The 23,150-nt window shown below is 68.8% G+C and carries 21 protein-coding genes; 13 read left to right on the top strand and 8 right to left on the bottom strand.

The features are described from left to right. Positions 1-88: 88 nt before the first annotated feature. Together QGN31_RS14190 and hrpA are read right to left on the bottom strand one after the other, a co-directional pair. The gene (locus QGN31_RS14190; protein ID WP_236591192.1) at positions 89-1,516 is read right to left on the bottom strand and encodes an FAD-dependent monooxygenase; all 1,428 of its coding nucleotides are present in this window, start codon (positions 1,514-1,516) and stop codon (positions 89-91) included. 192 nt (positions 1,517-1,708) lie between these two features. After that, positions 1,709-5,626 (bottom strand): ATP-dependent RNA helicase HrpA, encoded by a 3,918-nt coding sequence (gene hrpA, locus QGN31_RS14185; protein WP_201407215.1) that lies wholly within the window; start codon positions 5,624-5,626, stop codon positions 1,709-1,711. A 139-nt stretch (positions 5,627-5,765) separates the two neighbouring features. Here hrpA and QGN31_RS14180 point away from each other — a divergent pair, with 139 nt between their 5' ends. From QGN31_RS14180 to QGN31_RS14170, 3 genes are all read left to right on the top strand, one after another. Beyond that, entirely contained in the window at positions 5,766-6,788 is a 1,023-nt protein-coding gene (locus tag QGN31_RS14180) for a YhjD/YihY/BrkB family envelope integrity protein (protein ID WP_201407214.1), read from the top strand. Positions 6,789-6,847: 59 nt separating this feature from the next. Continuing rightward, positions 6,848-7,621: an enoyl-CoA hydratase/isomerase family protein gene (locus QGN31_RS14175; RefSeq protein WP_014382545.1), complete on the top strand. Its 774-nt coding sequence runs from the start codon at positions 6,848-6,850 to the stop codon at positions 7,619-7,621. A 67-nt stretch (positions 7,622-7,688) separates the two neighbouring features. Further along, positions 7,689-8,351 (top strand): cutinase family protein, encoded by a 663-nt coding sequence (locus tag QGN31_RS14170; RefSeq protein WP_026071609.1) that lies wholly within the window; start codon positions 7,689-7,691, stop codon positions 8,349-8,351. Between the two features lie 8 nt (positions 8,352-8,359). On the opposite strand, the gene QGN31_RS14165 is transcribed toward QGN31_RS14170, so the two are convergent. Next, positions 8,360-9,034, bottom strand: a complete 675-nt coding sequence (locus tag QGN31_RS14165; protein WP_014382546.1) for a hypothetical protein — start codon at positions 9,032-9,034, stop codon at positions 8,360-8,362. A gap of 26 nt (positions 9,035-9,060) precedes the next feature. Beyond that, a complete protein-coding gene (locus QGN31_RS14160) occupies positions 9,061-9,618 on the bottom strand; it encodes a general stress protein CsbD (protein ID WP_009957170.1) in 558 nt (185 codons plus the stop codon). A gap of 320 nt (positions 9,619-9,938) precedes the next feature. Here QGN31_RS14160 and QGN31_RS14155 point away from each other — a divergent pair, with 320 nt between their 5' ends. The 6 genes from QGN31_RS14155 (at position 9,939) to QGN31_RS14130 (ending at position 13,787) form a co-directional block, all read left to right on the top strand. Next, the gene (locus QGN31_RS14155) at positions 9,939-10,955 is read left to right on the top strand and encodes a zinc-dependent alcohol dehydrogenase family protein (protein WP_014384689.1); all 1,017 of its coding nucleotides are present in this window, start codon (positions 9,939-9,941) and stop codon (positions 10,953-10,955) included. Between the two features lie 45 nt (positions 10,956-11,000). Continuing rightward, positions 11,001-11,255 carry a hypothetical protein gene (locus QGN31_RS14150; RefSeq protein WP_009957172.1) on the top strand — a complete coding sequence of 85 codons (255 nt, stop codon included), beginning with the start codon at positions 11,001-11,003 and terminating at the stop codon, positions 11,253-11,255. Positions 11,256-11,477: 222 nt separating this feature from the next. Next, complete coding sequence (locus tag QGN31_RS14145) at positions 11,478-11,966, top strand: hypothetical protein (RefSeq protein ID WP_014384690.1); 489 nt, start codon at positions 11,478-11,480, stop codon at positions 11,964-11,966. A gap of 14 nt (positions 11,967-11,980) precedes the next feature. Beyond that, a complete protein-coding gene (locus tag QGN31_RS14140) occupies positions 11,981-13,216 on the top strand; it encodes a zinc-dependent alcohol dehydrogenase (protein ID WP_029385454.1) in 1,236 nt (411 codons plus the stop codon). Continuing rightward, complete coding sequence (locus QGN31_RS14135) at positions 13,191-13,439, top strand: DUF6480 family protein (RefSeq protein ID WP_134770564.1); 249 nt, start codon at positions 13,191-13,193, stop codon at positions 13,437-13,439. Before QGN31_RS14140 ends, QGN31_RS14135 begins: the two co-directional genes overlap by 26 nt. 96 nt (positions 13,440-13,535) lie before the next feature. Then, the gene (locus QGN31_RS14130; protein WP_038536277.1) at positions 13,536-13,787 is read left to right on the top strand and encodes a hypothetical protein; all 252 of its coding nucleotides are present in this window, start codon (positions 13,536-13,538) and stop codon (positions 13,785-13,787) included. A gap of 8 nt (positions 13,788-13,795) precedes the next feature. Here the strand turns inward: QGN31_RS14130 and QGN31_RS14125 are convergent, their stop codons facing one another. Beyond that, positions 13,796-14,641 (bottom strand): MOSC domain-containing protein, encoded by an 846-nt coding sequence (locus QGN31_RS14125; protein ID WP_089151747.1) that lies wholly within the window; start codon positions 14,639-14,641, stop codon positions 13,796-13,798. An 89-nt stretch (positions 14,642-14,730) separates the two neighbouring features. Beyond that, positions 14,731-16,128: a PPE family protein, SVP subgroup gene (locus QGN31_RS14120; protein ID WP_014382550.1), complete on the bottom strand. Its 1,398-nt coding sequence runs from the start codon at positions 16,126-16,128 to the stop codon at positions 14,731-14,733. A 463-nt stretch (positions 16,129-16,591) separates the two neighbouring features. Here QGN31_RS14120 and QGN31_RS14115 point away from each other — a divergent pair, with 463 nt between their 5' ends. Together QGN31_RS14115 and QGN31_RS14110 are read left to right on the top strand one after the other, a co-directional pair. Continuing rightward, the gene (locus QGN31_RS14115) at positions 16,592-17,773 is read left to right on the top strand and encodes a glycosyltransferase (RefSeq protein WP_036428872.1); all 1,182 of its coding nucleotides are present in this window, start codon (positions 16,592-16,594) and stop codon (positions 17,771-17,773) included. Positions 17,774-17,864: 91 nt separating this feature from the next. Continuing rightward, complete coding sequence (locus QGN31_RS14110) at positions 17,865-18,875, top strand: class I SAM-dependent methyltransferase (protein ID WP_263651982.1); 1,011 nt, start codon at positions 17,865-17,867, stop codon at positions 18,873-18,875. A gap of 11 nt (positions 18,876-18,886) precedes the next feature. Here QGN31_RS14110 and QGN31_RS14105 read toward each other — a convergent pair whose 3' ends face one another. Both QGN31_RS14105 and QGN31_RS14100 read right to left on the bottom strand, forming a co-directional pair. Further along, positions 18,887-20,374, bottom strand: coding sequence for an FAD-dependent oxidoreductase (locus QGN31_RS14105; RefSeq protein WP_008256678.1), 1,488 nt, complete (start codon positions 20,372-20,374; stop codon positions 18,887-18,889). A 61-nt stretch (positions 20,375-20,435) separates the two neighbouring features. Further along, positions 20,436-21,188 carry a hypothetical protein gene (locus tag QGN31_RS14100; RefSeq protein ID WP_008256679.1) on the bottom strand — a complete coding sequence of 251 codons (753 nt, stop codon included), beginning with the start codon at positions 21,186-21,188 and terminating at the stop codon, positions 20,436-20,438. A gap of 158 nt (positions 21,189-21,346) precedes the next feature. Here QGN31_RS14100 and QGN31_RS14095 point away from each other — a divergent pair, with 158 nt between their 5' ends. Then, positions 21,347-22,573, top strand: coding sequence for a L,D-transpeptidase (locus QGN31_RS14095; RefSeq protein ID WP_008256680.1), 1,227 nt, complete (start codon positions 21,347-21,349; stop codon positions 22,571-22,573). Between the two features lie 111 nt (positions 22,574-22,684). Then, entirely contained in the window at positions 22,685-23,125 is a 441-nt protein-coding gene (locus tag QGN31_RS14090) for a Fur family transcriptional regulator (protein WP_008256681.1), read from the top strand. Positions 23,126-23,150: the final 25 nt, after the last annotated feature.

Genomic DNA, 23,150 nt, shown 5'->3' with positions numbered 1-23,150 from the left:
GCTTCCTGCTCATGATCAGGGAACACGCACGATACACCGTGCGCCCCCCAAAACAAGTCACCCGACGGTGGCCCGCGACCGGCGCCAATCACCCGGCCGGTGGCCCGAACCAGGCGGTGAGGGCATCACGCAGCGCCGGGTCGGTTCCCTCACCGGTCCAGGCAACATATCCGTCCGGACGGATCAACACCGCCGTTGGGGCGCACACCGTCCCCAGTGCCGGAAGTTCCCAATCCCCTTCGTGTTTCGCGTCGACCACACGCACCCGTCCCGCCCACGACGCGATGTCGATGCGCCCGGCCGAGCCGAAGTTGAGCAGAACGGGCCGGCCGTCCCGCAGGAGGGCAAACACCCGCAGCGGACCGTCAGCGGTGATCAGGTCCAGGTCGGGCATGCGGCGCCCCAGCAGCGGGTGCCCCTCCCCGAGGTCGTAGCGGATGCCCAGCCCGGACATCATCGCGGCGAACCGTTTGCGAGGCTCCTCCATGCCCAGCAGCTCGCCCATCGTTTCTCGCAGCGCCTCGGTGCCGTCGTCCGCGCGAAGAAGCGCCAGCTGCGCGATCGAGTTGCGCAGCACCCGCGCGGCGATCGGGTGTCGTTCGGCGTGATAGGTGTCGAGGAGGCCGTCGCGTGACGTGTTGTTGACCACCTGGGCCAGCTTCCATCCCAGATTCACGGCATCCTGGACGCCGGTGTTCAGACCCTGCCCGCCGACCGGGTGATGGACGTGCGCGGCGTCGCCGGCGACCAGCACCCGTCGGACGCGATAGGACGCGGCCTGCCGGGCAGCATCGGTGAAGCGGGAAATCCAACGGGGACTGTGGATTCCGTAATCCGTCCCGTAGACGGCGACGAGCGCCCGCCTCGCATCGTGCACCGTGGGTTCGCCGGAGGTCCGGAGGCGCTTCTCGGTGACCATGATTCGCACCGGCCCGCCCTCCTCGGTGGTGGACAGGGCGTGGACTCCAAGCGCGTCGCGGCGGATACCCCACGGCGGCGGCTGGTCATCTTCGTAGTCCATGTCCGCCTCGGCGAGCAGATAGCTCGTCGTGGCATCCCACCCCGGAAATTCGATGCCGGCTGCCTTGCGGACCACGCTGCGTCCGCCGTCGCACCCGACGAGATAGCCCGCCCGCATCACCCGGCCATCGGACAGGCCGACGTCGACGCCGTTGTCGTCCTGGGCGAGGGTGGCCACCTCTGTGCCGCGATAGATGCGCACGCCGAGTTCGCCGACCCACTCGGCCAGGATTCGTTCGATCTGGTTCTGCCACAGCGCCAGTCCGTACGGGTGGCGGGTGGGAAAGTCGCTGATGTCCAGCCGAATCTGGGCGAAACCCGCCACCTGCGCCACCTGTCCCCGCGACAAGAATCGATCGGCGATGCCGCGCTGATCGAGGACTTCGATGGTGCGAGCGTGCAGACCCCCGGCGCGCGATCCGATCAAATCCTGGTTGGCGCGCCGCTCGACGATCGCGACGTCGACGCCGGCCAAACCCAATTCGCCGGCGAGCATCAGCCCCGTGGGGCCACCTCCGGCGATGAGCACCGCATGCTCGACCTTCCCGCCCGAACTCCGCGAAACAACCACGTCGATACCCCCGCGCTCTCCCGAATTTTGGTTTCGGACAGCGATTTTGCGACATCACCTGGGTCTTGCGGCAAGCCCCGGGGTGCGCTATAGGTTGAAAGTGGCGGGGAAAAACATTCAGCGACGATCGCGCACAGCGTCCATGGCGCGGTAGATCCGCTGCTCGCTGACCGGGCGCGGCGTGCCGAGCTGCTGGGCCCACAGGCTCACCCTGAGTTCCTCGATCTGGCGGGCGATATCGAGGACGCCGGGGTCCGTCCTCGCCGTTCGTGGCAGCTCACGCAGCAGTTCGTCGTAGGCGTCCTGCACGGCGTGCACCCGGTCCATCCGCTCCCGGTCGGCCTGGGCGCCGCGCGCCAGCCCGTCGAGCCGGCGACGGATCGCGAGCAGATAGCGGGTGAGATCGGCGAGGTGCGCCCGGCCGGTCGCGGTGACGAAGCCCGGCGGCAAGAGCCGGTCGAGCTGGGCGCGCACGTCCGCGATCGCCTCGGAGTGCGCGGGCGGCGGGTTGGTGGGCAGCAGGAGTCGCACGTCGTGGGCGGCGGCGAGTACCCGCTCGACCGCGCGCGCAATCTCGGCGGCCGTGGGCGCCAAGGTCTTTCCCAGGCGTTCTTGCAACGCGACGAACTCCCCCCGCGTCCACACCGGCGTCGGCATGAGGGTGTCGGCCGCGGCGTCGGCACAGTCCTCCAGCAGCGCGGACAGGTCGCCGTCGGGGTTGGTGCCGAGCGTCAGACGGGTGCGCGGGTCAAGTTGTCGCGCAATGGCTTTCACCGGGGACGCAACGCTGAGCCGGACCAATCGCCGAAGGCCGGGACCGATCGCCCGGTGCTGTTCGTCCGGCGTCGCCAACACGCGTAGGTCGACGGCGCCGCCGGTGTCGACGAACGCCGGAAAGCCTCGCACGGTGCGCCCCTGCACGGCGCGTTCGATGACGCGCGGCAGTTCGTCGAGATCGTCGGGCCAGTCGCGCAACCCGGTGCGCTCGAGCTCGCCCGCGACCGCGTGCGCCACCGCGCGGCGGGCCGGCGTCGTGAGTCGTTCCTGCAGCTCCTGCAGATCCTTGCCGCGGGCGACCTCGGCGCCGTCAGGGGACTCCACCGCGAACGTCACCCGCAGGTGCGGCGGCAGCTTGTCCAGGTCGAACGCCTCGACGGGCACCAAAACACCGGTGCGACGGCGCAATTCGCGCTGCAACGCCGACAGCAGCGGCTCGGCGGCCGGCTCGATTGCGGCCAGCACCGCGCGTGCCGTGTCGGGGGCGGGAACGAAGTTGCGGCGCAGGTCTTTCGGCAGTGAGCGGATGAGCGCGGTGACCAGTTCCTCGCGCAGCGCGGGTACCTGCCAGGCGAACTCGTCACCCCCCAGGCGCGCCAGCACGTCGATCGGGACATGCACCGTGACCCCGTCGTCGGCGGCCCCCGGCTCGAACCGGTAGGTCAGCGGCAGCGCGGCGTCGCCCGTCCGCCACGTGGTGGGCCGATCGGTGCCGGCGTTGTCGTCGGTGCGCAGCAGGTCGGCGCGGGTGAACGTCAGCAGGTCGGGTGTCTTGTGCCGCTGGCGTTTCCACCACGCGTCGAAATGCCGCGCCGAGACCACCTCGGTGGGAACGCGGGCGTCGTAGAGCGCGTAGACGTCGTCGTCGCCGACCAGCAGGTCGCGGCGGCGGGCACGCTCCTCGAGCTCCTCGAGCTCGGCGCGCAGCCGGGCGTTGTCGCGAAAGAAGTGATGCCGGGTCTGCCACTCCCCTTCGACCAGGGCGTGCCGGATGAACAGCTCGCGCGCCACCACCGGCTCGATGAGGGCGTATCCGACGCGGCGGCGCGCCACCAGCGGCAGGCCATACAGCGTCACCCGCTCGTAGGCCATCACCTCGCCGCGCTTGGCGTCCCAATGCGGCTCGCTGTAGGTGCGCTGCACCAGGTCGCCGGCCACCCGCTCGACCACCTCCGGCTGGATGCGCGCGGCCGTGCGCCCATACAGCCGGCTGGTCTCGACCAACTCCGCCACGACGACCCAGCGCGGCGGCCGTTTGGTGAGCACCGAGCCGGGCGCCAGCACGAAGTTCGCGTTACGCGCTCCCAGGTACTCGCGCGTGTCCTCGCGGCGCATGCCCACATGCGACAGCAACCCGGCGACCAGCGCCGCGTGCACGCGGGCCGGATCGGCGGGCTCGCCGGCGGTGTCTTCGACGATGCCCAGGTCGCCGGCGATGCTGCGTAGCTGGCCGACCAGGTCCTGCCACTCGCGGATGCGCAGGTAGTGCAGGAATTCGGATCGGCACATCCGTCGAAACGCGCTGCCGGATAACGACTTCCGTTGTCCGCGGAGATAGTGCCACAGGTTGAGGTACGACATGAAGTCGGAGTGTTCGTCGGCGAAGCGGGCGTGCTTTTCGCGGGCGGCTTCCTCGCGATCGCTCGGCCGTTCCCGCGGGTCCGGGATGCTCAGCGCCGCGGCCAAAACCAGCATCTCCCGCACGCATCCTTCGGTCTCGGCCTGCAGGATCATCCGGCCCAGCCGTGGGTCGACCGGCAGCCGGGCAAGGCGGCGGCCGAGCTCGGTGATCGCGCCCCGGCCGTCGAACGCGCCGAGCTCGACCAGCAGCTGGACGCCGTCGCGGACGCTGCGCCGGTCCGGCGGATCGAGGAACGGGAACTTTTCGATATCGCCGATTTGCAGCGCCGCCATCTGCAGCAGCACGGCGGCGAGGTTCGTCCGCAGGATCTCGGGCTCGGTGTAGCGCGGCCGGGCCGCGAAGTCCTGCTCGGAGTACAACCGGATGCACACGCCGGGCGCGACCCGGCCGCACCGGCCGGCCCGTTGGGCGGCGGAGGCCTGCGAGATGGGCTCGATCGGCAGCCGCTGCACCTTCAGGCGGCGACTGTAGCGCGAAATCCGGGCGTTGCCAGGGTCGATGACGTAGCGGATTCCCGGCACGGTCAACGACGTCTCGGCGACGTTGGTCGCCAGCACGACGCGACGCCCGGTATGCGGCGCGAACACCTTTTGTTGCTCGGCGGTGGGCAGCCGGGCATACAGCGGAAGCACTTCGGTGTGGCCCGGGCCGTTCGTCAAAAACGTCAAAGCATCTGCGGTGTCACGGATCTCGCGCTCACCCGAGAGAAAGACGAGGACGTCGCCGGGCGGCTCGGCTTCGAGTTCACGGATGGCGTCGACGATCGCCTCGATCTCGTCGCGGGTCTCGGTGCGGACGATCTCGTGGTCCGGATCGTCGGGATCGTCCGTCGATGCGGAAGGCACGGCGACCTCCAGCGGCCGGTAACGCACCTCGACCGGATAGGTCCGCCCGGACACCTCGATGATCGGCGCATTCTCGAAATGCGCGGCGAAGCGCTGCGGCTCGATGGTCGCCGAGGTGACGATCACCCTCAAATCGGGCCGGCGCGGCAACAACTCGCGCAGATAGCCGAGCAGAAAATCGATGTTGAGGCTGCGCTCGTGTGCCTCGTCGAGGATCAGGGTGTCGTAGCGCAGCAGGCGGCGGTCGCGCTGGATCTCGGCGAGCAGGATTCCGTCGGTCATCAGCTTGATCAGGGTGCGGTCGCCGACCCGGTCGGTGAACCGCACGCTGTAGCCGACGGTCTCGCCCAGCGGGCTTGCCAGCTCGTCGGCGATGCGCTGGGCGACGGTGCGCGCGGCCAGCCGGCGGGGCTGGGTATGCCCGATGGTTCCGCGGATGCCGCGACCCGCCTCCAGGCAGATCTTGGGCAGCTGCGTGGTTTTGCCCGACCCGGTCTCCCCGGCGATCACCACCACCTGATTCCCGCGGATTGCGTCGGCGATTTCCTGCCGCCGTGCGCTGACCGGCAGGTCGGGGTAGGTGATCGTCGGAACGGCGGCCTGGCGGGCCGCGACGAGCGGCCGCGCCGCCGCGATCTCGTCGGCGAGCCGCCGCAGCTTCTCGGGCGTGGCGGCGCGGAGGTTCTTCAGGCGCCTGCCGATGCGGGCGGCGTCGCGCAACGTCAGGCCGTCGAGTTGGTTGCGCAACTGCGCTGCAGACGGTCCGGCCACCCCGCACAGAATAGGCACCCGCCGCCGGTGGCGTCCCAAGCCCCGGGGCGCCCACCGCGGTTGACGGCGGCCCAATTCGGGTATGACCTGGCGAGCGCATCGAACGGGATGCGGGCTTGTGCGGGGGACGTGATCGGCGATGGTCGGTTGGTTAGACGAGCTGCAGCGACGGAATCGAACCGTGGGCGTGATCGTCGCCGTCATCTACAAATACAACGACGATCAGGGCGGCTACCTCGCCGCGCTGATCACCTACTACGCGCTGGTGTCCCTGTTTCCGCTGCTGCTGCTGTTGACCACCGCGCTGGGGGTCGTGCTGGCCGGCCGGCCCGATCTGCAGGCACAGGTGCTGCACAGCACGCTGAGCCAGTTCCCGGTCCTGGGCAACCAATTGCATCACCCCGAGGGGCTCAGCGGAGGCGCCGTCGGCGTGATCGTGGGCCTGCTCGGAGCGCTATACGGCGGTCTGGGTGTGGGACAGGCGCTGCAGAACGCGATGGATTCCGTCTGGGCGGTGCCGAAACACAAGCGGCCCAACCCCATTCGGTCACGCCTGCGCAGCTTGCTGTTGCTGTTGGTGCTCGGCTCGGCGGCCATCGCGGCCACCGTGTTGGCCGCGGTCGGTCACGCCGCCGGCGCCGTCGGCATTCTCGAAACCGCCGGCCTCGCGCTCGCCGCCGTCGTGATCAACGCGTTGATCTGCCTGGTGGCTTTTCGCGTGACAACCGCGCGGGCACTGACGTACCGGCAGGTGTTGCCCGGGGCGGTCGCCGCGGCCTTCATCTGGCAGATGCTGCAGTGGTTCGGGGCGGGCTATGTCGCGCACACCGTGAAACGGGCCAGCGCCACCAACAGTGTGTTCGCACTGGTGTTGGGGGCGTTGGCCTTTCTGTTCCTCGCCTCGGTGGCGCTGGTGTTGTGCGCCGAGGTCAACGTCGTCTTGGGGGAAAAGCTGTACCCGCGCGCCCTGCTCAGCGCGTTCAGCGACGACGCGGACCTCACGCCGGCCGACCGCAGGACCTACACCAAGAAAGTCAAAGCCGAACGCGTCAAGGCCTTCGAGCGTGTCAGCGTGCGGTTCGATGACGTCAGGCGTCTCTCCGCGAAAGCCGTTGGGCGCCCCGGGGTTTCCGACGACTCTCGCCGCTCCCGCACGCCGTGAGGTAGGTTCGCGCCCGGCGTATCGGTGGGTCGTCACGCCCGGCGCAATACTCTGCAGGCATGAGTCTGGTCACCTATGAGCTGCAAGATCACGTCGCCACCATCACGCTGAATCGCCCCGAGGCGCGCAATGCCATCAACGGCGCGCTGCGCCAGGACCTCAACGCCGCATGGGATCGTTTCCGCGACGACCTGGACGCCTGGGTCGGGATCCTGACCGCCAACGGCAGCGTGTTCTGCGCGGGCGGCGACCTCAAGGACGGCGAAGGCTCCGTCGGCACGTTCGGCGGCACCTTCTGGGAGAAACCGACGATCAACTCGTTCGAATCCGGGATGGAACTGTTCAAGCCGACGATCGCCGCCGTGCACGGTCCCTGCATCGGCTACGGGGTGACCGGGGTGTTGTTCTGTGACTTCGTCATCGCCAGTACCGAGGCCACGTTCTGTTTCCCCGAGGTCTCGATCGGGGTGCCCACCATCGTCGGGGCGATCCGGCTGCCGCAGCGGGTGGGCTGGGCCAACGCCATGGAACTGCTGTTGACCGGCAAGCCGATGAGCGCCGAGCGCGCCAAAGAGGTCGGCCTGGTCTGGAGGCTCGTCGAGCCCGACCGACTGCAGGCCGAGGCGCAGGCCTGGGCCCGCACCCTCACCGAGGCCGCACCGTTGGCCCAGCGGGCGACCAAGGAGGTGGCCTGGCGGACCGCGGACATGGGCTGGATCGAGTCGGTGCGCTTCGGCGAGACGATGCGCAAGGTGGCCGGCGCGACCGAAGACGTGGCCGAGGGTATCCGGGCCTGGAGCGAGAAGCGCAAGCCGCAGTGGCGTGGCCGTTGACGTGCCGCGGATGGCGCCGAACCGGCCACCGCCACCGTCGTCGTGGCGCATGTGTCAGGATTCGGGGATGAATGCACGCAGACTTGCTCGCTTCGTTGGTATCTCGACTGTGACGGCGTGGGCGCTGCTGAATGCACCCATCGGCGCTCCGACCGCCGCCGCCGATCCATGCTCGGACGTCTCGGTGGTCTTCGCCCGCGGCACCCACCAGGAGCCCGGCCTCGGCAACATCGGCCAGGCGTTCGTCGACTCGCTCACGTCGCAGCTCGGCGGGCGATCCGTCGACGTCTACGCCGTCAACTACCCGGCCAACGACGACTACCACAACAGCGCGAACGCCGGCGCGGACGACGCGGCCACCCACATCCAGGACACCGTGGCCAGCTGCCCGAACTCGCGGATCGTGCTCGGCGGGTACTCGCAGGGCTCGACGGTGATCGACCTCGCCACCAACGCGCTGCCCGCCTCGGCGGCCGACCACGTCGCCGCCGTCGCCCTCTTCGGCGAGCCGTCCAGCGGCTTCTCCACCATGTTGTGGGGCGGCCAGCCGCTCCCCACGATCAACCCGGCGTACGGCGCCAAGACCATCAGCCTGTGCGCCCCCGACGACCCGATCTGCTCGGGTGGCGGCAACATCATCGCGCACGTCTCCTACATCGACGCCGGGATGACGGCCCAGGCCGCGACGTTCGCGGCCGACAAGGTCAACCAAGCCGCGCCGCGCGTCTGAGGCAGGTTCTAGTCGTTCGCGCGCCGCTCTTGGCGTTCTTGCTTTTCGGCGGCCGCCAAATCCGCGACGCGATCCGCTTCGGCGCGCTTGTCGGCGGCCTCGCCTAGCTTGTCCTCGGCCTCATCGAGTTTGGCGGCGGAAGCCTTGGACGCGGCCCGCTCGGCGGCCTGAGTCCTGTTCTCCACCTGGCGTTTTGCCGATTCGACGGCGTCCTTCTGCTTGGCGGCCGCCTCGTCGACGCGCTGCTTTGCCGAGGCGCTCGCCTTCTGCGCCGAATCTGCCGCCTGCCGCTTGCGGTCCCCGGCGGCGTTGCGGGCCTCCGCGATCTCCTGAGCTGTTGCCGCCTGCGCTTGCTGGCGTTCCTCGATCGCCTCGTCACGAGCACCCGCCAACTCCGCGTCGGCCTGCTTTTTCCTGGTCGCCGCCGTCGCATCCAGCTGTGCGGCACGTCCGAGCGCGTCGCTGCGTTCCACGAGCGCCGTCCCCCGCTCGACCAGCCGGGGATCGCCGAGCGCATTCCCGACAGTGCTGTCAAGCATCCCGAGCGAGCGCTCATAGAGCAGCCGCGCACGCGCTTCCGCTGGGATTCGGGTAACGACCCGATCTTCGATCAACTGCAGCGGGAACCGGGCGAGTTGGTAGTGAAACCGCAGAACCGCCAACGGGGCGTCGGATATTTTCATCGTTTTCTCCTGTACGTGGCCCGCCCTCAGGGCAGGTCGGCTTCGTCGGACACGTTCTGGGCATGGTGGCGAAGGCGATCGGCCTCCGCCTTTTCGTTCGCGGCCACCTGCACCGAGGTTTGATGCTGCGCGGCGGCATCGACGACGTCCTCCGTCGCGTCACCGATTTCCTCGCGTTCGTCGGCCTTGGCCCGTTGGATCTGCTGTTGTGCGTCGAGCTCAGCCCGCGTTTGTTCCGTTGCGGCGGTCTGCTGCGCCGCGCGCTCGGCCGCGCGCTTCTGCGCGGCTTGTCGGGCTTCGATCGAATCCTCCGTAACCACCGCGCTGGCGTTCGCCGCCAGGCGCTGTCGGGCGCCATCCGCCTTGGCTTCGGCCGCGTCATCCCGCGCTTGCTTGGCCTGGGCCTCGGCGACGGCCTCGGTTGCGTTCGCTTCTTTGCGTTCGTGCGCCTGGGTTTGCTCGAGCTGTCCTTCGGCGGTCAGCGAATCATTGCCCGTCACGGCGCCGACGACCTCTTTGGCTTTGCCCTTGACCGAATCGATCAGGCCCCTACGCGCCTCGTCTGCCTTGTCGTGCTTACTCATCGAAATTTCTCCTTGCGGCGTTGGCCAAGAACGTTCGTTCACGCAGGGGGATTCCACGGACTCGGTGGCTCAAACACGACGTGAACCGCGTCACTGATCGCCAGGACGTCATCGCCGCGGTCGGCGGGCGTGAATTAACAACTGCCGCAACATCGTTCGTGACGGAGGCGCCTTGCCATGCGCGAAAGAGCGGCAGGGCGATACTCTTGCCGGCAGGGCCGTCGCGTCCGACTCGACGGATGGGCACGTCAAATGGCGTCGAGGCGCGGTTGAAACCCATCGATTTGGGTAGGGCCGGCTGGCGCGGGAGGGAAGGCATCATGCGAGGAGCCGTCATTTACGGCGCCGGCGACGTCCGTTTCGAGGACATCGCGGACCCCGAGATCGTCGCCCCCACCGACGCCATCGTCCGCACCACCGCCACGTGCGTGTGCGGCTCGGATCTTTGGGATTACCGCGGCATCAACCCCGTTCCCGAGCCCAAGCCGTTCGGTCACGAATACTGCGGCGTCGTCGAAGCCGTTGGCAGCGAGGTCACCTCGGTCAAGCCCGGCCAGTTCGTCATCGGATCCTTCTTCGCTTCCGACGGCACCTGCCCGAACTGCCGCAACGGAGTTCAAACATCGTGTGTGCAGGGGGTACTGATGAGCGGTTGCCAGGCGGAGGTGATCCGCATCCCGTGGGCGGACGGCAGCCTGGTCGCCCTCCCCGACCAACCCGACCACGAATCGATTCCGGACCTGCTGACCCTGTCGGACGTGATGGGGACCGGATGGTTTGCCGCCGAAGCGGCCAACGTCGCTCCCGGCATGACGGTGGCCGTCGTGGGGGACGGCGCGGTCGGCTTGTGCGCGGTGCTCGCCGCCCGCGAAAAGGGCGCCGAGCGGATCATCGCGATGAGCCGCCACGAGCCCCGGCAGAAGCTGGCGCGCGAGTTCGGCGCCACCGACATCGTCACCGAGCGCGGCGACGACGGTGTCGCCGTCATCAAGGACATGACCGAAGGCGTCGGCACCGACGCCGTGCTCGAATGCGTGGGTACCGGCCAATCCATGCAGCAAGCCATCCAATCCGCCCGCCCAGGCGCCTTCGTCGGGTTCGTGGGAGTCCCCCACGACGTCAGCATCACCGGCGAGCAACTCTTCAGGAGTCAGGTCGGGCTCCGCGGCGGCCCCGCCCCGGTCCGGCACTTCCTGCCCGACCTGATCGAGTCGGTGCTCGACGGGCGAATCAATCCCGGCAAGGTCTTCGACCTACACCTGCCGCTTGAACAAGTCGCCGAGGCCTACCGGGCCATGGATGAGCGGCGCGCCATCAAGGCCTTCCTGCAGCCCTGACCGGGCCCCGGCCGCGGCGGGCGGACATCGGCTACGGTCGGCGGTATGTCCAAAGCCTCCGGTAACGACCGCATCGACGACGTCACCCCTGGCGACATCATCGCCGTTGACCGCGGCTCCGGCGCACAGCCCTACAAGGTCGTGTTCAAGGACCCCACCGATGCGGGATATCTCGTCACGCTGGAAAGCGACCGCGGGGAGACCTTTCAGCTCGACCTGGCCGCCGGCACCACGGTGGAGAGGTCCCTCGAGGCGAAGTGGGAATCCGCGCAAAGTCCCACACCGAACTCCGAAAACTGACGACGCCGGCGATTCCGGCTCCATGAACGCGGCGGACCGCACGAAAAGCCTTGGCCCGCAGCCTATTCGGTGACCGACCCGCCGGTCGGCCGCACCTTGCAGACGGCATCGCCGGACGGCGATCCGCTGTAGGGACCCCTTCGCGTCACCGGCCCCGCGCCCGCGGTCGGTTTGGGCGGCCCGTGGGCGGGTACCGCAATGCCCCGACGGAGGGAGCGCGCGGTGAGTTATCTCGGCTTCGCGAAAAACCAAGTGTTGGGCGCGGTGAACAGGGTGATCGACAAGGTGCCGCGACGCGCCAAGGCGCAAACGGTCACGATCGCGTGCCCCGTCGAGCGGATCGAGCGTTTTTGGCACGACCCCGACCAGTTGTCGGTGGTGCTCGGCGACATCGCCGACGTCGAATCCGACGGACGGAATCGCTATCGCTGGCGGTCATCCGCGGCGCCTGACGTGGCCTGGGATTCCACGCTGGTCGAGGAATCCGGCGGAATCCGCTTCGTCGGCAACGGGAACCAGATCGTCGTCAACTACCGGCCCGCCCCGCGCGAGCTGGGCACCGAGGTCACGCTGTGCGTCCAGGCGCCCGCGCCCGCGTTGCTGTCCGGCGCGGCGGCCTTCAAGGTCCTCTACCGGCTGCGCGCCTTGATGCAGACCGGCGAGGTGCCGACCATCCAGTCCAACCCCAGCGCACGCGAGTCCGCGCGCTAAGCGAAAGGCCCAACATGCGAGCACTGTGCTGGAACGGGGTCAACGATCTCTCGGTGGAGACGGTCGATGACCCGAAGATCCTGAATCCGCACGACGCGATCGTCGAAGTCCGCCTCACCACGACCTGCGGATCGGATCTGCACTTCATCGACGGCTACCTGCCGGGCATGCGGGCCGGCGACATCTTCGGCCACGAATTCATGGGCGTGGTGGCGGAAACGGGCCGCGAGGTGCGCGACACCAAGGTGGGCGACCGTGTGGTGGTCCCGTCGTTCATCGCCTGCAACCGCTGCTGGTATTGCGATCACGAGTTGTATTCGTGTTGCGACACCACCAATCCCAACGCCGAGCTGCAGCAGCCGTTGCTGGGCTATCCCTCCGGCGGCATCTACGGATACACCCATCCGTTCGGGGGCTACGCCGGATCCCACGCCCAATACGTCCGGGTACCGTTCGCCGACGCGAATTGCTTCGTGATTCCCGGTGACATCGCCGACGAGCAGGCGCTGTTCTTGTCCGACGCGGTGCCGACGGGTTTCATGGGCGCCGATTTCTGTGACATCGCCGGTGGCGACACGGTCGCGGTCTGGGGAGCCGGCGGGGTGGGCTTGATGGCGGCCCGGAGCGCGCTGCTGTTGGGCGCCGAGCGGGCCATCGTCGTCGACCGCATACCGGAGCGGCTGGCCCTGGCGCGCAACGCCTTTGGCTTGGAAACCATCGACTATACCGCGGTCGACAGCGTGCACGAGACGCTTCGGGAGATGACCGGCGGCCGCGGCCCCGATGCGTGCATCGACGCCGTCGGCATGGAAGGTCACGGCACCGGCGTGCAGCAACTCTACGACCGGGCCAAGCAACTGCTGCGCATGGAGACCGACCGCGCCACCGCGCTGCGCCAGGCGATCCTGGCCTGCCGCAAGGGCGGAGTCGTGTCGGTGCTCGGGGTGTACGGGCTGACCGACAAATTCCCGACGGGTGTCCTGACCAACAAAGGCCTGACGCTGAAGACGGCGCAGCAACACGGACAACGCTACATAACCCGGCTTTTCGATTACGTCGAGCAGGGCGACCTCGACCCGGCCAAACTGATCACCCACGACGTGCCGCTCGAGGAGGGCGTGCGGGCCTACGACTTGTTCAAGAACAAGAAAGACAAGTGCATCCGCGTCGCGATGCGGCCGGGCGTATCGACCGTCACCGGCGGCGAAAGGAGCGCTGTCCGCCATGACCGCGCAACCTCCCGATCCTGACCCCGCACGAACCCCCGGACTCGAGCCGGGAGGAGGAACCGCACCGGGCGCTACTCCCCCGGCCGCGCCCCAAACATCCGGTGTGTCCGAGCCGCAACCGCCGAACACCCGGCGATTCACGCCCAGCTCGGTGCTCACAGTGATCGCCGTCGGCATCTTCGTCGTGGCGTTCATCGCGGTAGCGGTGCTGCTGGTGATGAAAATGGTTGGGGCGACAGGCTAGCGGGTCGGAAACGATGACGACATTTTCTGATTACCTCGGCCCCGGAGTGGGCATAGCCACATGCATGATCGACGGTTTGTCACAGCTGGACGGCTCATGACCATCGGGGCCGACGACGTTCGTCGGCTACTCGCCAGCCAAGAGCAGGACGCCACACTCGTGGTGGTCGAGGGGCGCGCCGCGGTCGTCACGCCAGAGGACCTGAACTCTGCCGAATATCGAGGCGCCCTGCAGGTCGCCACCCGCCAGGAATTGGTGCAGCGCATCGGGCGCGCGGAGCTATCCGACCGTGAGCTGGCCGAGCAGGGCGAAGACCTCGACACGGCGGTGCGCAATCTGGGCGGCTGATGCCACGGCTACGGCCGGATGCCGACCGGATCACCCACGCGGATAACGCCTTTGGTCACCACGGAGAGGTAGGCCCCCGCGCAGGCCTGCGCCCCGTGACCGCCCGTGTTCAACCGGTTTTCCTTCGCGGGGATGCGAAGCGCTTGCGGGGCACGCGGCAGGGGGCCGTGTTCGAGCGTGGGAACCACGCACCGTGACGTGGCGGTCAGCACCCGCAGCCGCGCCTCACCGACGGTGATATCGCTTCCGACCCAATCGTTTTCGGCGTACGGGGGATAGTCCGGTGGTGTCGCGATCACCAGATTCGGCCGGTACCGCAGCGCCTCCACCCCGATGTGCTCGAGGGTCGCCGTGGTGATCGCGTGCAGCGGGGCTTCGTCGGTGAACGAGTCCCCCGGGGTGGCCTGGGCGATCCGCAGAATACGGCCGTCGACCTCGGCGTCGAGACCGAGTTCGAGCAGTTGCTCCGGATCGGGGCGAACCAGCGTGGCCCCCTCGGGCCGCTGGGCCACGAGTTGGACCCGTCGTCCGGTCAATCGGGAGATCAGCTCGTCGACAACGGGGTCGTCGAAGGCCACGTCCGTCCCGTCGGGCAGCCTGATGCTCACGCCGTCGGCGCCCGCGCGGGCGGTGCACGTCAAGAGGTCCCGCCAGAGCCGCGGATTCTTGGCGCTGGCCACATGGCCGGTCTCGCCGTCCACGAGCGCGAGCCGCCGGTCGCCTTCGGCGCCGCGCTCGTCGACCGCCAGGGCATCCACCGTTTCGCCGAGCATCGACTTCACCGGGTAGCGAAGCAGCGCCTCCACGCGCATCTGCACGGCACCGGGGCCGTTGCCGGTCGACGACGTGTCCATAGGCACCTTCACTCGAGCGTCACTGCCCACTGTGCCCCAAATCGCAGGGCGTCACCACTTCTCACAACGGCGGCAACGGAACCGCTGGGTCAGCCGGGGAGCAGCCGCTTCTTCTGCTCCTCGAATTCCTGCTGCGTGAGGATTCCGGCGTCGCGCAGCGATGCCAGCTCGCGCAGCTCGGCGGCGATGCTCGTGATCGGTCCCCCCGCCGACACCTGCGGGGTCGTTGCGGACTCGTCCGCCTTGTCCTTCTTGTTCGGGTCGCGCTTGTTCGGGTCGCGCGGGGATCTCGCCGTCTCGGCCCGGCTTCGCTCGCGACCCAACGCGCTCGTGCCGGCCATCGCGCGCCCGGCCATGCTCGCCACCGCCATCTCGCCGAACAGGCTCCCGGTGCCGCTGGGGGCGGCTGCGGCCGCGGCTTCCGCGGCGGCGCCGACGCTGGTCGCCGGCAGCGCCAGCGCGGCCGGTCTGATCGCCGGGGCGGCGGCTGTCCACCCGGGCGGTACCGATAGGCCGCCGACGGTGTTGGCCTCCCCCAGCCCCGCTGACGCGAGAGTTCCGAATCCACCGGCCGGGTTAGTGATGACGGGGAATGGCGATGGCGGCACCGCGCCCGTCCCCGGGAACGACTGCACCCCGGCCCAGCCGCTGACGATGTCATCGGTGTGGAAACCGGTCAGGGCACCGGCGATGTCGTAGGGAAGGGCAATCGTAGCCGCGGGTGCGTCGACGAAAAACGTGACCAAGCTGCCCGGTGCGTCCAGAAAATACGTGATGAGATCGGCACCCACGTCCAGGGCTTCCACCGGCGACGGGTCGGCGGCCAAGGCGTTCGGTGCCAGGGACGCTCGGCTCAGCATGTTGGGCACCGCCGAGAGTGATTGCTGCGTAACGGCATTGCGTGTGCTCCCGGCGGCCGTGCCGGTGGCCTGGGCCACGGCTCCGGATTGGTCGGCGCCGGAGTTGGTGGTCTGATCGGGCTCGGCAAACGGTGTCAGCCTGGTCGCCGACGCCGTGGAACCCGCGTAGCCGAACATCGCCGCGGTATCGCGCGCCCACATCTCCGCATACTCGGTCTCGGTCGTGGCGATCGCCGGCGTGTTCTGGCCGAGGAAGTTCGTCGCGACGAGGGACGCCAGCAGGGTGCGGTTCGCAGTGATCACCGGGGGCGGCACCGTCTCGGCGAAGGCCGTCTCGTAGGCGAAGGCCGCGGCCCGGGCCTGGGTGGCGGCTTCTTCGGCCTGGGCGCCGGTGGTCCGCATCCACTCGAGATAAGGGGTGATCGCCGCGGTCATGGCGGCAGCCGACGGGCCGACCCACGGGCCGGAGGTGAGGGCGGTGATCTCCGCCTGGTACGAGTCCGCCGTCGACTGCAGCGCGGCGGCCAATTCGTCCCAGGCCATGGCGGCGGCCAGCATGGGTCCCGACCCCGGACCGGCGTACATCCGCGCGGAGTTGACCTCCGGCGGTAGTACTGCGAAGTCCACGTTCTCCTCCGATCGCTTTCATGGCCGCGAGGGCGCCGACGGCTCCGGTGCGCGTCGTATGGGGGTAGCCAGCCGAACAGCAAACAAATCGCATTCCTTCGGGCAGCGCCGGTACCGCGAAGGAAGGCGACCTAACGAGACCGTCCCGACTGCTGAGGGATCGGTCTCACACCTTCGCAAGTGTGGCCCAACGTTAACGAATACAGCGAAATTGTTGCGATGGGTTAACGATAGGTTACCGGCACATGACACAGGAAACTCACAAGGGTTTGGCGCGCGCCGCGCAAATCGTTTCGGCGCGTGGTCGGTGGGGCCGCAAGGGCGTCGCCGCATCGATTCGGGCACGGGGGCGTCCGCCGGGCACCGACAAAAGGCGTGGTCAGGTTGGGCTTCTCGCGCCCAGAAGGTTGGGCGCCGCCGGCTCTGCTTGGATTTGTGGCACCACCGCGAGTGAGGTCCGTTAATGAAATGTGTGCTGGCCGCCTACGGCAGCCGCGGCGACGTCGAACCCTGTGCCGCCGTCGCGCGGGAGCTGCAACGCCGGGGCCACGACGTCGTGATCGCGGTGCCGCCCGACAAGCTCGCCTTGGCCGAATCGGCCGGGCTTGCCGCGGTCGCCTACGGGCCCGACAGCCGCGAGCAGCTCGACACCGCCACCGACTTCATCCGCAACGTGCAGGATCCGATCAGCGCTTTGCCGCACCTCATGGAGCGCGTCACCAACATCTGGGCCGCAAAGAGCGAGACGCTGGCCCGCCTGGCGACCGATGCCGGCCTGCTGGTGGCCGGGATGAACGAGCAAAGGCTCGCCGCCAACGTCGCCGAGCGCTTCGGCATTCCGCTGGCCGCGCTGCACTTCTTCCCGGCGGCCGCCCTGGAACTCGGCTGGTTGCAGTCCCAGGTCACCAGCGCGGCCGAGAACGCGCAACGCCAAGCGCTCGGTTTGCCCGCGCAGGCCGTGGCGTCCACGGGGCCGACGCTGGAGATTCAGGCCTATGACGCGTTGTGCGTGCCCGAGCTGGCAAAGCAATGGGCAACCCCGCAGTACCGACGGCCCTTCGTCGGTTCGCTGACGCTGGGCATGCCGGGCGAGGCCGACGACGAAGTGTTGTCCTGGATCGCCACGGGGACGCCGCCCATCTACTTCGGGTTCGGCAGCACCCCCGTCACCTTTCCCGCCGAGACGGTCGCCGTCATCAGCGCGGCCTGCGCCCGGTTGGGCGAGCGGGCGTTGATCTGTAGCGGCCCAAACGATTTCACCGGCCTCCCGCCGGAAGATCACGTCAAGATCGTGACGGAGGTGAATCACGCCGCCGTGTTTCCGGCCTGCCGCGCGATCGCGCACCACGGCGGGGCCGGCACCACCGCCGCGGGCCTGCGGGCCGGAGTGCCCATGCTGATTCTGTGGCTCTGGCTCGATCAGCCGATGTGGGCCGAGGCCGTCGGCGCGTTGGAAGTCGGCGTGGCGCGGGCGTTCTCGGCGTCCACGTTGGACTCACTGGTCGCGGACCTGCGCTCGGTCCTGGATGCCCGCTACCTCAAACGGGCGCGCGAGGTCGCCACCCAAGTGACCGAGCCCGCCCAGAGCGTCGCCCGCGCCGCCGATCTCCTCGAAGACGCTGCCCGCACGGCGCGGCGGGACTGATAGGCGCACCGGCTTGGCGGTGGTGCAAAGCCGATCGGTCGTGTAGAAGGTTCTGGTGCACGAACCGCCGGAGGGATCATTCGACCCGTCGATGCTGCGCGAGGCGCTCATCCGGCGGATGTATCGGCGATCGTCGGCCGAGGGCCAGCTCCGGGTGCCGGCGGTGCCGGGCCTGATCGACGAGTACGTGCAATTGTGCGCCAACGTGTGCGCCACGCTGGGTGTCTGGTACACCCCCGAACAGTCCGCGCAGCTGCGGGCCGCGCTGGAAACCGAGTTGGCGAAGGCGTTCAAGGCATCCCCGCGGTCCGACGTGGTCATCTCGTACCACTCCCCGTTCGGGTCGGCCGGTGTGGACTTCCGCGTCCAGGCCGACGCGCGGACGATCGAGGCCGACTACGAGCAGTGGGTCGCCGTGCGCCCGCCGCCGCTATTCGGCACCGAACCGGACGCGCGCGTGCTGGACCTCGCCGCGCAGGCGGCCGATCCCGCCGCCTTTCGGGTGCTCGACGTCGGCGCGGGAACCGGACGCAACGCCCTGGCCCTGGCCCGCCGCGGCCACCAGGTCGATGCGGTGGAGATGACGGCGAAGTTCGCCGACGTCATCCGCGCGGAAGCCGGCCGCGAAGCGCTGCGCGTGAACGTCATCCAAAGCGACGTGTTCACCGCCATGGAGGGTGCGCACGCCCGGTACCACCTGATGGTGCTCTCGGAGGTGGTGCCCGATTTCCGGACTCCGCACGAGTTGCGCGGGATGTTCGAACTCGCCGCCGAATGTCTGGCCCCCGGCGGGCGCCTGGTCTTCAACACCTTCCTGGCCCGCGACGGCTACGTGCCCGACGACGCCGCGGTGCAACTCGGCCAACAGTGCAACAGCATGATCTTCACCCGGGAAGAGGTGAAGGGCGCGGCGGTGGGCCTGCCGCTCGAGCCCGTCGCCGACGACTCCGCCTACGAGTACGAGAAGGCGCGGTTGCCCGCCGAGGCGTGGCCGCCCACGGCGTGGTTCGAGGGGTGGGCCACCGGCATCGACGTGTTCGACGTCGAGCGAGACGACTGCCCGATCGAGCTGCGCTGGCTCGTCTTTGAGAAGGCGGGCTGAGCTCAGGCGGTCTACGCGGTCAGATCGCGCGTCGCCGGCCCCTCCAACAAGGTGCCGTCGGGCGCGAAGCGCGACCCGTGCAGCGGGCATTCCCACGCCTTGTCGGCGTCGTTCCAATTCACGATCCCGCCGAGGTGCGGGCACACCGGTGAGACGCGGTGCTCGGTGCCGTCGACGCGGCAGCGGGCCTCGAGCTGCCACGGCGGGCCGCTCACCACGCCGCCCTCCCCGTCGGGGCTGCGGCGGCCGATGCGTGCCGCCGGGGTGATCCAGCCCTTGGTCAAATTGAAGCCGACCTCGAGGTTGGCCTGCAGCGCCGTCGCCAGGCCGGTCAGCTCGTGCGGACTCCAGCTGGCGAACGCGCGCGCCCAATCCATCCGCCCACCCAGCATCCGGCTCGACAGCGCCAAGGCCGCCGCGGCGCCATTGGTCATGCCCCACTTGTTGAAACCCGTTGCAACAAAGATGTTTTCATTGTTCGGCAGGATGGGGCCCACATACGGCAGGTGGTCGATCGGCGTGTAGTCCTGCGCGGACCAGAAATGGGTCTGCACGGCCCCCGGAAAGTGCTTGCGCGTCCACGTCGCCAGCTCATCGAGCGCTTCGGACGGGCTCTTCTCGCGGCCGACGGTGTGGCCCGCCCCACCGACGATCAGCCTTTCCCCATCCGCGACGGGCGCGTAGCGCACCGAACGTGTCGGCGAATCGGTGGTGATCATCATCGGCCGGGTGATGTTGCCGGGAACCTTGAAGGCCAGGCAGTACGACCGGCTGGGCTTGACCCGCGCGAAGTAGCCGCCGCGATCCAGGATCGGGATCCCGGTGGCGAGCACCAGCTGGCCGGCCTGAAGTTCGACGTCCTGCTGGGCGGCGTCGTTGACGTGCACGCGCACGCCCTTGCCGCGCGTGGAGACTCGTCGCACCCGGGTGCCCTCGACCAGCCGCCCACCCCGGTTGAGCAACTCGACGGCCAACGAGTCGAGGAAGGGCATCGGATCGAACTGGGCCTGGTCGGGCAGCCGCACGCCGCCGTGGTAGTCGAACGGCACGTCGGCATCGTCTTCCCACACCGCCGGCAGGCCGGCCGCCTGACACGCCTTGAGTTCGGCGCGCGCCGACGGCACGCCGCGGGCCGACTGGGCGTAGGTGTAGGCGTCCTCGCGCTGCACCGCCACCCCGTGCGCCTCGCAGTGGCCCAGCACCCATTCCTGTCCCTCGCGATTGCCGTCGACGTAGGCCCGGGCCACTTCCCTGCCGTGCCGCGGCAGCACCTTCGAGAGCTGACTGCCTTGCAGCAGGCTGATTTTGGCGGTCGTGTTCCCGGTCGCGCAGGCACCCACCGTGCGCGCCTCCAGCACCAGCACGTCCTTGCCCGCGCGGGCCAGCAGAACCGCCGTCATCAGCCCGGTGATACCGGCGCCCACGACGATGACATCGGCGGATGCGGGGCCCCGGTCAAGCGGGCTTGCCGCCCACGGGCGTTCGGTTCGGTCGGTCATCCACAAAGAAGTCACGGCTGTGCTGATACCCCAACCCGGCACGAAGAAACGCCGCGCGCGTTCACCCCCGCTTCAGCCGGGCTTTCGCCTCCGCAAGCGAGTCGGCGGCGGTTCGGCTGGCTTCCTCGGCCCGCTCGTAATTGTGTTCGGCGCTACCGAGTTCGCGCTCGGCCGCCCGCAGCGCCCGCGCCGCCTCGTCACGGCGGCGCCGGGCCTCGTCGCGCTGGGCTTCCCGCTCGGACAACCTGTCGTCGGCTTCGGCTTTGGCCCGCTCGGCTTCGGCGACCGCCGCGCGGAGCTTCTCGACGCGCCCGCGATGGGGTTTCTCGGGCGCCGATTCCGGCGCCGCCTGCCCGAGGGCGCCGAAACCCGACCACTGTTCGGGCCGCGTCAGTCGGCCCAGCCGCGCCCTCACCTGCGGGTCGGCGACGGCGGCTTGCAGGGTACTGGTCAGATCCTCGCGCACGGACGCCGACGGCTGCTTCACCTCGGCGGCCCGCAGCGCGTCGCGCGTGAGTTCGTCGATGAGCTTGTGTTGCTCGACCGACAGGTCGCGGATGCGCGCGCCGTCCATCGCGGCGTGCGCCGCCCGCAACCGCTCACCGAGGTCGGCCAGGCGCTCGCGGGTGTCCTTGCGCCGCAGGGCCAGCCGGTTGACGATCCACGCCGCCGTCGTCGGCTTGGTGGCCGCCGAAATGCGTTCGGCGGCGGCGTCGTCACCGCGCTTCCTGGCCGCGGCCGTCAGCCGGGCGCGTTCGGCGGTGAACTCCTTCGGCGGCACGCCATAAAGATCGTCGAGTTCCTCGTCGGCCATGAAGCCATGATCTCTCGCGGGCCGGGCGTCGGCATGATTCTTTGCGCCGGGCGTGTACCCACGGCGAGGTCCGGCGATCTTCTCGCCCGCAATGCGCGTTCGGCCCAGGACACCTGCACGTTTACGGGCAGGGCGTCGCGGGTTATCAGGTGCACACCATGACATTCCCTTGGCCCCGCCGGCTCCTGCTGGTCGTGTTCGTCGTTGTCGGCGTGGTCGGCGCGATCCAGATCGCATCGCGGGATCATCACTCCGAAACCGCGGCGACGACGCCCGGGCCCGCGCACGTGACGTTCACCCCCGCCCCCGACGCACACGACGTCGACCCCGTCGCTCCCGTGATGGTCAAGGCCGAGGTGGGCACCCTGGCCGGGGTCGACATGGTCAACGAGGCCGGTACGTCGGTCCAGGGCGTCATGACCCCGGACAACCTGGTGTGGAAGCCCACCGTCCCGTTGGGCTACGGGCGCACCTACACACTGACGGTCACCAGTCGCGGCACCAACGGTGTTGCGGCCAAACAAGTCTCGACGTTCACGACGTTGCGACCGTCCAACCAGACCAAGGTGTCGTTCACCACCACCGCGGAGGCGCCGCTGCGCGACGGCGGCACCTACGGCGTCGGAACGGTCATCGTCGCGCACTTCGACGAGCAGATCGCCGACCGGGCGGCCGCCGAGCGACACCTGGCCGTGACCACCACCCCGAAGGTCGAGGGCTCATGGTTCTGGGTCGACGGCCAGAACGCGCACTGGCGCCCGGAGCACTACTACGCCCCGGGCACGCAGATCACGGCCGAGGCGCAAATCTACGGAATCGCTTTGGGCGACGGGCTATTCGGGCAAGACGACAGTCGGGTCTCGTTCCGGATCGGGGATGCGCACGTCTCCATCGCCGACGACGCCACCAAACAGATCAGCGTCTTCAACAACGGAGCGCTCGTGCGCACGATGCCCACCAGCATGGGAATGGGCGGCACCGAAGATGTCGGCGGCCGCAAGATCTCGCTGTGGACCCCGCCGGGCGTGTACACCGTGCTCGACAAGGGCAATCCGGTCGTCATGGACTCCTCGACCTTCGGGTTGCCCAAGAACTCCCGGCTCGGGTATCGCGAAACCATCAACTACGCCACCAAGATCAGCACGGACGGCATCTACCTGCACGAGCTCGAAGCGACGGTGTGGGCTCAGGGGCACCGCGACACCTCGCACGGGTGCTTGAACCTCAACGCCGACAACGCGAAATGGTTTTACGACTTTTCGGTGCCCGGCGACGTGGTCGAGGTCCGCAACAGTGGCGGGCCGCCGCTGGCGCTGGAGCAGAACGGCGACTGGACGCTGAGCTGGGATCAGTGGCGCGAGGGCAGCGCGCTCAAGCCCACCTGATATTCGCGCGACGTGATTCAGACGTGACGCAGCCCATTCGTTACCCGGAATTGTGCCCCACTTCACAGGAAACTCTTGACTCGTTCCAGATAAGTGCGTCATATTGGTGCGGTGTCATCGACGGCCGATTACGCGGACAGGTTGCGGATGGCCGATCTGCGGGTCACCCGCCCCAGGGTTGCCGTGCTGGAGGTCGTAGACGCGAATCCGCACGCCGACACCGAGACGATCTTCTCGGCGGTCCGGGTGGGCCTGCCGGATGTGTCCCGACAGGCGGTGTACGACGTCCTCAACGCGCTGACCGCGGTCGGCCTGGTCCGGCGCATCCAGCCGTTGGGCATGGTCGCGCGCTACGAGTCGCGGGTCGGCGACAACCACCACCACGTCGTCTGCCGGTCCTGCGGGACCATCGGCGACGTCGACTGCGCCGTCGGCGAGGCACCGTGCCTGACACCGTCGGACGACGACAACGTGCTTGATGGCTTCGTTCTCGACGAGGCCGAAGTCATCTACTGGGGCCTGTGCGCCGATTGCTCGACTGCAGGCTCCTAGATCACAGCCCGTGATCGCAGCCCGA

This window comes from Mycobacterium sp. 2-64 (assembly GCF_035918375.1).
In the GTDB taxonomy this organism is placed as follows: Bacteria; Actinomycetota; Actinomycetes; order Mycobacteriales; family Mycobacteriaceae; genus Mycobacterium; species Mycobacterium intracellulare.
The sequence above is the reverse complement of the archived record's forward strand: the minus strand, read 5'-3'. Positions and strand labels throughout refer to the sequence as shown.